This window comes from Streptomyces sp. NPDC057654 (assembly GCF_042800135.1).
Lineage (GTDB): Bacteria > Actinomycetota > Actinomycetes > Streptomycetales > Streptomycetaceae > Streptomyces.
Genome location: NZ_JBHVHQ010000481.1, coordinates 1 through 6,521 on the forward strand (window position 1 = coordinate 1; position 6,521 = coordinate 6,521).

The window sequence follows — 6,521 nt, forward strand, 5'->3', positions numbered from 1 at the left end:
CAGCCGGCCGCCGCCCTCGCTGATGACGCGCAGGCCGAGGAGGCGCTTGCCGGGGGTGAAGCCGACGGTGCCGACGGTGAGCAGGCTCAGGACGAGAAAGACGAGGAGCGCCCAGTTGCCGGCGCGCTGGGCGCTGCCGTCGGCGAGGAACGCGTAGGCGATGAGCATGCACAGCGCCCAGTCGACGCAGAGGGCGCCGATGCGGCGGCCGAGCGGGGCGATGGAGCCGGGCCCGTCCTTGGGCAGCCCGAGCCGTTCGCCCCGGTAGCCGAAGTCGACGCCCATGTCCTCGGCGGCCGCGCGCGGCCCGGAGAGCCACGATCCGATTGCTTGCCTGTTGTCCACCCGTCCACGGTACTGCGACGGCATACGTTCGCCCCGCTCCGGGTACGGGTAGGTGCCTTTACCGGGTCCCGTACGCGCCGCGGGGACGGCACCGGGGGCACTCTCCGGTTAACCTCGGCGAAACAAATGGGTCATGCTTGGGAAATCCCGCCTGCCTAGGGTCGGGCCGAGCGCGCCACCGCATAGAGGGACTGCGCCATCGAAGCAACCCCGACCGCACCCGGCCGGGCTAGGAGGAGTTGGATGTTCCAGAACGGCGACGACGCCAAAAAGTTCATCTCGGACGAGGATGTCAAGTTCGTCGATGTCCGCTTCTGCGACCTGCCCGGCGTGATGCAGCACTTCACGATCCCGGCGAAGGCGTTCGACCCGACCGAGGAGCTGGCCTTCGACGGCTCGTCGATCCGCGGGTTCCAGGCCATCCACGAGTCCGACATGGCGCTGCGCGCGGACCTGTCGACGGCGCGCGTCGACCCGTTCCGCAAGGACAAGACGCTCAACCTCAACTTCTTCATCCACGACCCGATCACGGGCGAGCAGTACAGCCGCGACCCGCGCAACATCGCCAAGAAGGCGGAGGCGTACCTGGCCTCGACCGGCATCGCGGACACGGCGTACTTCGGCCCGGAGGCCGAGTTCTACGTGTTCGACAGCGTCCGCTTCGAGACGAGCGCGAACCAGTCCTTCTACCACATCGACTCCGAGGCCGGCGCCTGGAACACCGGCGCGGTGGAGAACAACCGCGGCTACAAGGTCCGGTACAAGGGCGGCTACTTCCCGGCGCCGCCGGTGGACCACTTCGCGGACCTGCGCGCGGAGATCTCCCTGGAGCTGGACGCGGCGGGCCTTGAGGTGGAGCGCCAGCACCACGAGGTGGGCACGGCGGGCCAGGCGGAGATCAACTACAAGTTCAACACGCTGCTCGCCGCGGCGGACGACCTGATGCTCTTCAAGTACATCGTGAAGAACGTCGCCTGGCGCAACGGCAAGACCGCGACCTTCATGCCGAAGCCGATCTTCGGAGACAACGGCTCGGGCATGCACGTCCACCAGTCCCTGTGGTCCGGCGGCGAACCGCTCTTCTACGACGAGCAGGGCTACGCGGGCCTCTCGGACACCGCCCGCTACTACATCGGCGGCATCCTCAAGCACGCCCCGTCGCTGCTGGCCTTCACCAACCCGACGGTGAACTCCTACCACCGCCTGGTCCCCGGCTTCGAGGCCCCGGTCAACATGGTCTACTCCCAGCGCAACCGCTCCGCCGCGATGCGCATCCCGATCACGGGCTCCAACCCCAAGGCCAAGCGCGTCGAATTCCGCGCCCCGGACCCGTCCTCGAACCCGTACCTCGCCTTCTCCGCGCTGCTGCTGGCGGGCCTGGACGGCGTCAAGAACAAGATCGAACCGGCCGAGCCGATCGACAAGGACCTCTACGAGCTCGCCCCCGAGGAGCACGCGAGCGTCCCCCAGGTCCCGACCTCCCTCCCGGCCGTACTCGAAGCCCTCGAAGCGGACAACGAGTACCTCCAGGCGGGCGGCGTCTTCACGGCCGACCTCATCGAAACCTGGATCGACTACAAGCGCACCCAGGAAATCGCCCCGATGCAACTGCGCCCGCACCCGCACGAGTTCGAGATGTACTTCGACCTCTGAGCCATGGACTCCGCCCGAGGCCGCCATCCCATTCCGGGGTGGCGGCCTTTGCCGTGAGCGTTTGCCGTGGGCCTTCGGCGGGGTGTTTCTCGCTTATTCAGGCCAGCCCCAGAGCGAAAGCGGAGAAGCCGACGGCCAGGATTCCGGCGAGAATTCGGGGGCCTCGGGACAGGGCTGTCCAAGGGGTTTCCAGGTGGCGGGTGGTGTGGGCGAGGGTTATGAGGAGGATGGCGAAGAGGGGGAGCCAGGGGAGGCGGGTCAGCATCCAGGTGGGGAAGTCGGGGGCGGTGGTGAGGCCGGTTATCGGGCCGAGGGTCGCGGCGGGGATCGCGGCGGTCAGCATGGCCGTCTGGTGCCAGCACAGGCTCGTCATCGCCGAGGCGTTCACCGCCGATACCGGGCCCCACAGCGCCGGCTTGCGCATCAGCGCCGCTATCCGGTCCCTCAGCAGGATCGCCGCCCCGCACTGCGCCGCCGCCAGCGCGATCACCAGGAGCGACGGCGGGTGGGAGTTCGTACGGTCCTGGCCCGGTACGCCGACCATGCTCATCGGGTAGTGGAACACCACCAGCAGCAGCGCGAACAGCGTCGCCCCGCCCGCGCACAGCAGCCACGCCCCCCGCCTGCCCAGCCGCTTCTCGCCCCAGGACACGCCCAGTTGGTAGCCGAACAGCCAGCCGGGGAAGAGGCTGACGAGCCCCACCCACCCCGGTATCGACTCGGCGTACGGGCCGTAGCGCAGGAAGTCCACCACGGCCACGGTGAGCACCAGTGGCGCCGCCGCCCAGCCGCCCAGGCGGCTCGTCGCCGCCACGCAGTACGGCGTCAGCGCCGTGACCACCGCGTATACCAAGACGAACCACAGCGGCTGCACTACCAGCGTCGCGCTGGTGCGCAGCGTCGTCTCCGGCACCCCGAGCACGTACAGCAGCGGAGCCAGCAGCGCCCACACCGCCGTGACGCCCACGGCCGGTCGCAGCAGGCGGATCAGGCGGCCGCGGATCCAGTGGGTCCGCCGCTCGCCCCGCGCGGCCGAGCGGCGGTAGGACAGTACCGAGGCATAGCCGCCTACCAGGAAGAAGATGCCCAGCATCTGCAGCACCCAGGTGAGGGGCGCCAGCGGCGCGAACGTCGACAGCGGGCTCGCGTTGTGCAGCGCGCCCTTTCCGTCCAGGCTCAGTCCCCCGACCAGCCAATGGCCCGTTGGCACCGCCAGCAGCGCCAGTGCCCTCAACGCGTCTATCGCTCTGTCCCGTTGCACCGTCGGCGATGGCGGTGGTGTCGGCAGGCTCGGGGGTGACACTTGTTGTTCGTACGTGACGCTCACCATCGTGCTCCGTCATAGTCCGGATTTCTCTCGGGAAACGGCATGACGGGTCCTTTGCTCGGCCTGCGGCACGGTGATTGAGTTCCTCCATGCTCTGCCGGAACTCCGCGCCGGTCAGTGAGGGCAGGGCCCCAACACCAGGGGGGCCGACCGGTGTTGTCCGGCGGGGGCTGTCGCCCGCGGAGCGGGGGGATAACCCCACCGGCCCTCCCCGTACCGCCGCCGCGTGGCCAGGCACGGCTCCTTGACGCGGCCTCGCGCCGCGCGCGCTCTTGGCGGGTGCGGCGCGCGGTGGCACCGTCGAGCAGAGCAGCCTTGCGCACGCCCCGTACGCCCGAGAAGCCCTGTACGACCGAGAAGCCCTGTACACCCGATACGCCCCGTACACGCCGCACGCCCCACACGCGCGGTCCGTCGCAGACGCCGCCTAGGAGGCACGTACGTCATGGTGAACATCCCCGAGGACCTCTCGTACACCAGGGACCATGAATGGCTGCGGATCAAGGGCGACCAGGCGACCGTCGGCGTCACCGACTTCGCGCAGCGGCAGATGGGCAGCATCGTCTACGTCGAGCTGCCGAAGCCGGGCGAGCGGTTCGAGGCGTCCGAGGCGTTCGGCTCGGTGGAGTCGGTCAAGGCCGTCACCGAGATCTATATGCCGGTGACCGGCGCCGTCATCGCGGTCAACGAGACCACCAACGACAGCCCGGAGCAGATCAACGACGATCCGTACGGCGACGGCTGGGTCATCTTCATCCAGGTGCCGTCGCCCGGCGCGTACAGCGGGCTGCTCAGCGCCGAGGAGTACGCGGACTATCTCGCGGAGGAGGCGGCCGGCGAATAGGTCTCCGCTGCCCCTGCCGCCGAGTCTGCTGCTCAAGCGGCCCGCATGCTTCAATGGGGGGCATGGCCAGCCTTGAGAAGAACACCGCGACAGGTCGCAGCGACCTTGAGCCGTTCTGGCCGTCACGCCAGCATCACGATTACGACCGAGTGTGTTGCCGCGCGATCCCCGCGCAGGCCCGCTCCCCCCGCTGACGCCCGCAGTCGAAGTCAGCCCGCCGGTCGCCAGTACCGGCCAATGGCCAGCGCGCACGTAACGCCCCTCGACGGCTTCCCGCGCGAAAGAGCTGAGTCCCCATGACGAATCTCCGTACCCTGCCGCCTTCCTCCAGTACTCCTGGCCCCGCGCACCGCCACCGGCTCCGAGCCGTCGCACCCGACGAGGTGCCTCCGGTCGCCGAGCTGCTGCACTCCGGTGCCACGTGGCTGCCCGCGCCCCCGCACACGCTCCCCTCCCTGCCCGGCCAGCCGCCGATGGTCGGCTATCTCGTGCTCGTACCGGCCGAGCAGCCGGCCGAGCAGGCCGGGGCCGCGCCGGTCGTCCTGTCCGACGGTGACGCGCTGGTGCGCATCGATCCCGAGCAGCGCACCGCCCACGTCGCCGGGCGCCTCCTCGACCTCACCTACCTGGAGTTCGAGCTGCTCGCCCACCTCGTCGCGCACCCGCAGCGCGTCCACACCCGCGACCAGCTGGTGACCACGGTCTGGGGGTACGGGCACGTGGGCGACGGCCGGACCGTCGACGTCCACGTCGCCCGGCTGCGCCGCAAGATGGGCGCCGAGCACCGGGGGGCGATCGTGACCGTGCGGCGGGTGGGTTATAAGTACGTGCCTCCGCTGGTCTGATCCGACCGAAACGATTCACCGGGCGGCCGGTCCTTCGGGGCGGCCGCCCGTTCGCATGCCCGCGCCCACACCGGCGTGGTGTCGCTAGATACACCATCGCCCGGGTGCCGGGCCCAGTGACCGATAATGGCCCGATAAGCAGACTGGAGTCATGCCCGATCGCCGGGTGACAGGGAAAGCGCAGGGAGAACACAGATGAGGGTCCGCAGCGCACTGCTGGCCGCTGCACGGGGGCTGTACCTGTCCGTCGTCGGCTTGGCCGGATCGATCATTATCTTCACGCTCACGCTCGTCTCGATCGCCTTCATCCCGCTGGGCCTGGGCGTCTTCACCACCCCCGCCGTGATCAAGGCGATGCGCGGATTCGCCAATATCCGGCGGGTGCACTCCTACAGCTGGTCCGGGGTGCACATCCCCCAGCCGTACCGGCCGCTGCCCGCGGGCTCCGGCGGCGTGATCGGACAGATGGAGCAGTGCAAGGCGCTGCTCAAGGACCCGGCCACCTGGCGCGACCTGTCCTGGCTGCTCGTCGACATGACAGCGGGATTCGTCCTCGCGCTGCTGCCGCTCATCCTCGTCGCGTACGCGCTGTGGGGCCCGGTCCTGGCCTTCGGCGTCTGGCGGCCGATCGTGCACGCCGGCGGCAACGAGTGGTTCGCGTTCATCCACATCACCGGCCAGACCAGCGCCAACCTGGCCGCCGGGCTCGGCATCTGCCTCGGCATCCTGAGCCTGTTCGTCAACCCGGCCCTGCTGCGCGCCCACTTCACCCTCGCCATGTCCCTCCTCGCGCCGACCGACGCCGCCACCCGTGAGCGGGCGCTCGCCCAGCGCGTCGACCGGCTGACGGAGACCCGCCACGACGCGCTGGACACCTCCGCCGCCGAACTGCGCCGCATCGAGCGCGACCTGCACGACGGGGCGCAGGCCCGGATCGTCGCCATGGGCATGAGCCTGGGCACCATCGAGGCGCTCATCGAGAAGGACCCGGAGCAGGCCAAGAAGCTGCTGGCGGCGGCCCGCGCCGACTCCGCCGACGCGCTGACCGAGCTGCGCGACCTGGTCCGCGGCATCCACCCGCCGGTACTGGCCGAGCGCGGTCTCGGCGATGCCGTACGGGCTCTGGCGCTGCGCATGGCGATCCCGGTCGAGGTGGACGTCGAGCTGCCCGGCCGCGCCGAGGAGCCGGTCGAGTCGGCCGCGTACTTCGCGGTCAGCGAGGTCCTCACCAACGCCGCCAAGCACTCGGGCGCCGAGCAGGTCTGGCTGGACATCCACCACGAGCAGGGCATGCTGCGCATCAGCGTCACCGACAACGGCCGTGGCGGCGCGACCACCGCGGGCGGCTCCGGCCTCGTCGGCGTCGAGCGCCGGCTCGGCACGTTCGACGGCGTGCTGGCCGTGAGCAGCCCGGCGGGCGGGCCCACGATGGTGACGATGGAGATCCCCTGCTCCCTGAGCGCCGCTCCCGCCCGCGGCAGGTGAGCCCCGCCCCCTGCCCGTAAGC

Annotated in this window: 6 protein-coding genes; 4 read left to right on the forward strand and 2 right to left on the reverse strand. The window is 70.1% G+C overall.

Features of this window, described 5'->3' with window-relative positions:
- The coding region (locus ACFU99_RS28395; protein WP_384397323.1) for an RDD family protein at window positions 1-345 on the reverse strand (345 nt) is incomplete at its 3' end.
- 243 nt (window positions 346-588) lie between these two features.
- Between ACFU99_RS28395 and glnA the strand changes: the two genes are divergently transcribed.
- A complete protein-coding gene (gene glnA / locus ACFU99_RS28400; protein ID WP_384397326.1) occupies window positions 589-1,998 on the forward strand; it encodes a type I glutamate--ammonia ligase in 1,410 nt (469 codons plus the stop codon).
- A gap of 97 nt (window positions 1,999-2,095) precedes the next feature.
- Here glnA and ACFU99_RS28405 read toward each other — a convergent pair whose 3' ends face one another.
- Window positions 2,096-3,328 carry an acyltransferase family protein gene (locus tag ACFU99_RS28405; protein ID WP_384397329.1) on the reverse strand — a complete coding sequence of 411 codons (1,233 nt, stop codon included), beginning with the start codon at window positions 3,326-3,328 and terminating at the stop codon, window positions 2,096-2,098.
- 442 nt (window positions 3,329-3,770) lie between these two features.
- On the opposite strand from ACFU99_RS28405, the gene gcvH reads away from it, so the two are divergent.
- The 3 genes from gcvH to ACFU99_RS28420 all read left to right on the forward strand — a co-directional run bounded on the left by gcvH (window position 3,771) and on the right by ACFU99_RS28420 (window position 6,499).
- A complete protein-coding gene (gene gcvH, locus ACFU99_RS28410) occupies window positions 3,771-4,169 on the forward strand; it encodes a glycine cleavage system protein GcvH (RefSeq protein WP_384397333.1) in 399 nt (132 codons plus the stop codon).
- Window positions 4,170-4,465: 296 nt separating this feature from the next.
- Entirely contained in the window at window positions 4,466-5,014 is a 549-nt protein-coding gene (locus tag ACFU99_RS28415) for a winged helix-turn-helix domain-containing protein (RefSeq protein WP_384397335.1), read from the forward strand.
- A 195-nt stretch (window positions 5,015-5,209) separates the two neighbouring features.
- Window positions 5,210-6,499 (forward strand): sensor histidine kinase, encoded by a 1,290-nt coding sequence (locus ACFU99_RS28420; protein WP_384397338.1) that lies wholly within the window; start codon window positions 5,210-5,212, stop codon window positions 6,497-6,499.
- Window positions 6,500-6,521 lie beyond the last annotated feature (22 nt).

Coding starts and splice junctions, on each gene's coding strand:
- glnA (WP_384397326.1), top strand. CDS start 589: ATGTTCCAGAACGGCGACGACGCCAAAAAGTTCATCTCGGACGAGGAT.
- ACFU99_RS28405 (WP_384397329.1), bottom strand. CDS start 3,328: ATGGTGAGCGTCACGTACGAACAACAAGTGTCACCCCCGAGCCTGCCG.
- gcvH (WP_384397333.1), top strand. CDS start 3,771: ATGGTGAACATCCCCGAGGACCTCTCGTACACCAGGGACCATGAATGG.
- ACFU99_RS28415 (WP_384397335.1), top strand. CDS start 4,466: ATGACGAATCTCCGTACCCTGCCGCCTTCCTCCAGTACTCCTGGCCCC.
- ACFU99_RS28420 (WP_384397338.1), top strand. CDS start 5,210: ATGAGGGTCCGCAGCGCACTGCTGGCCGCTGCACGGGGGCTGTACCTG.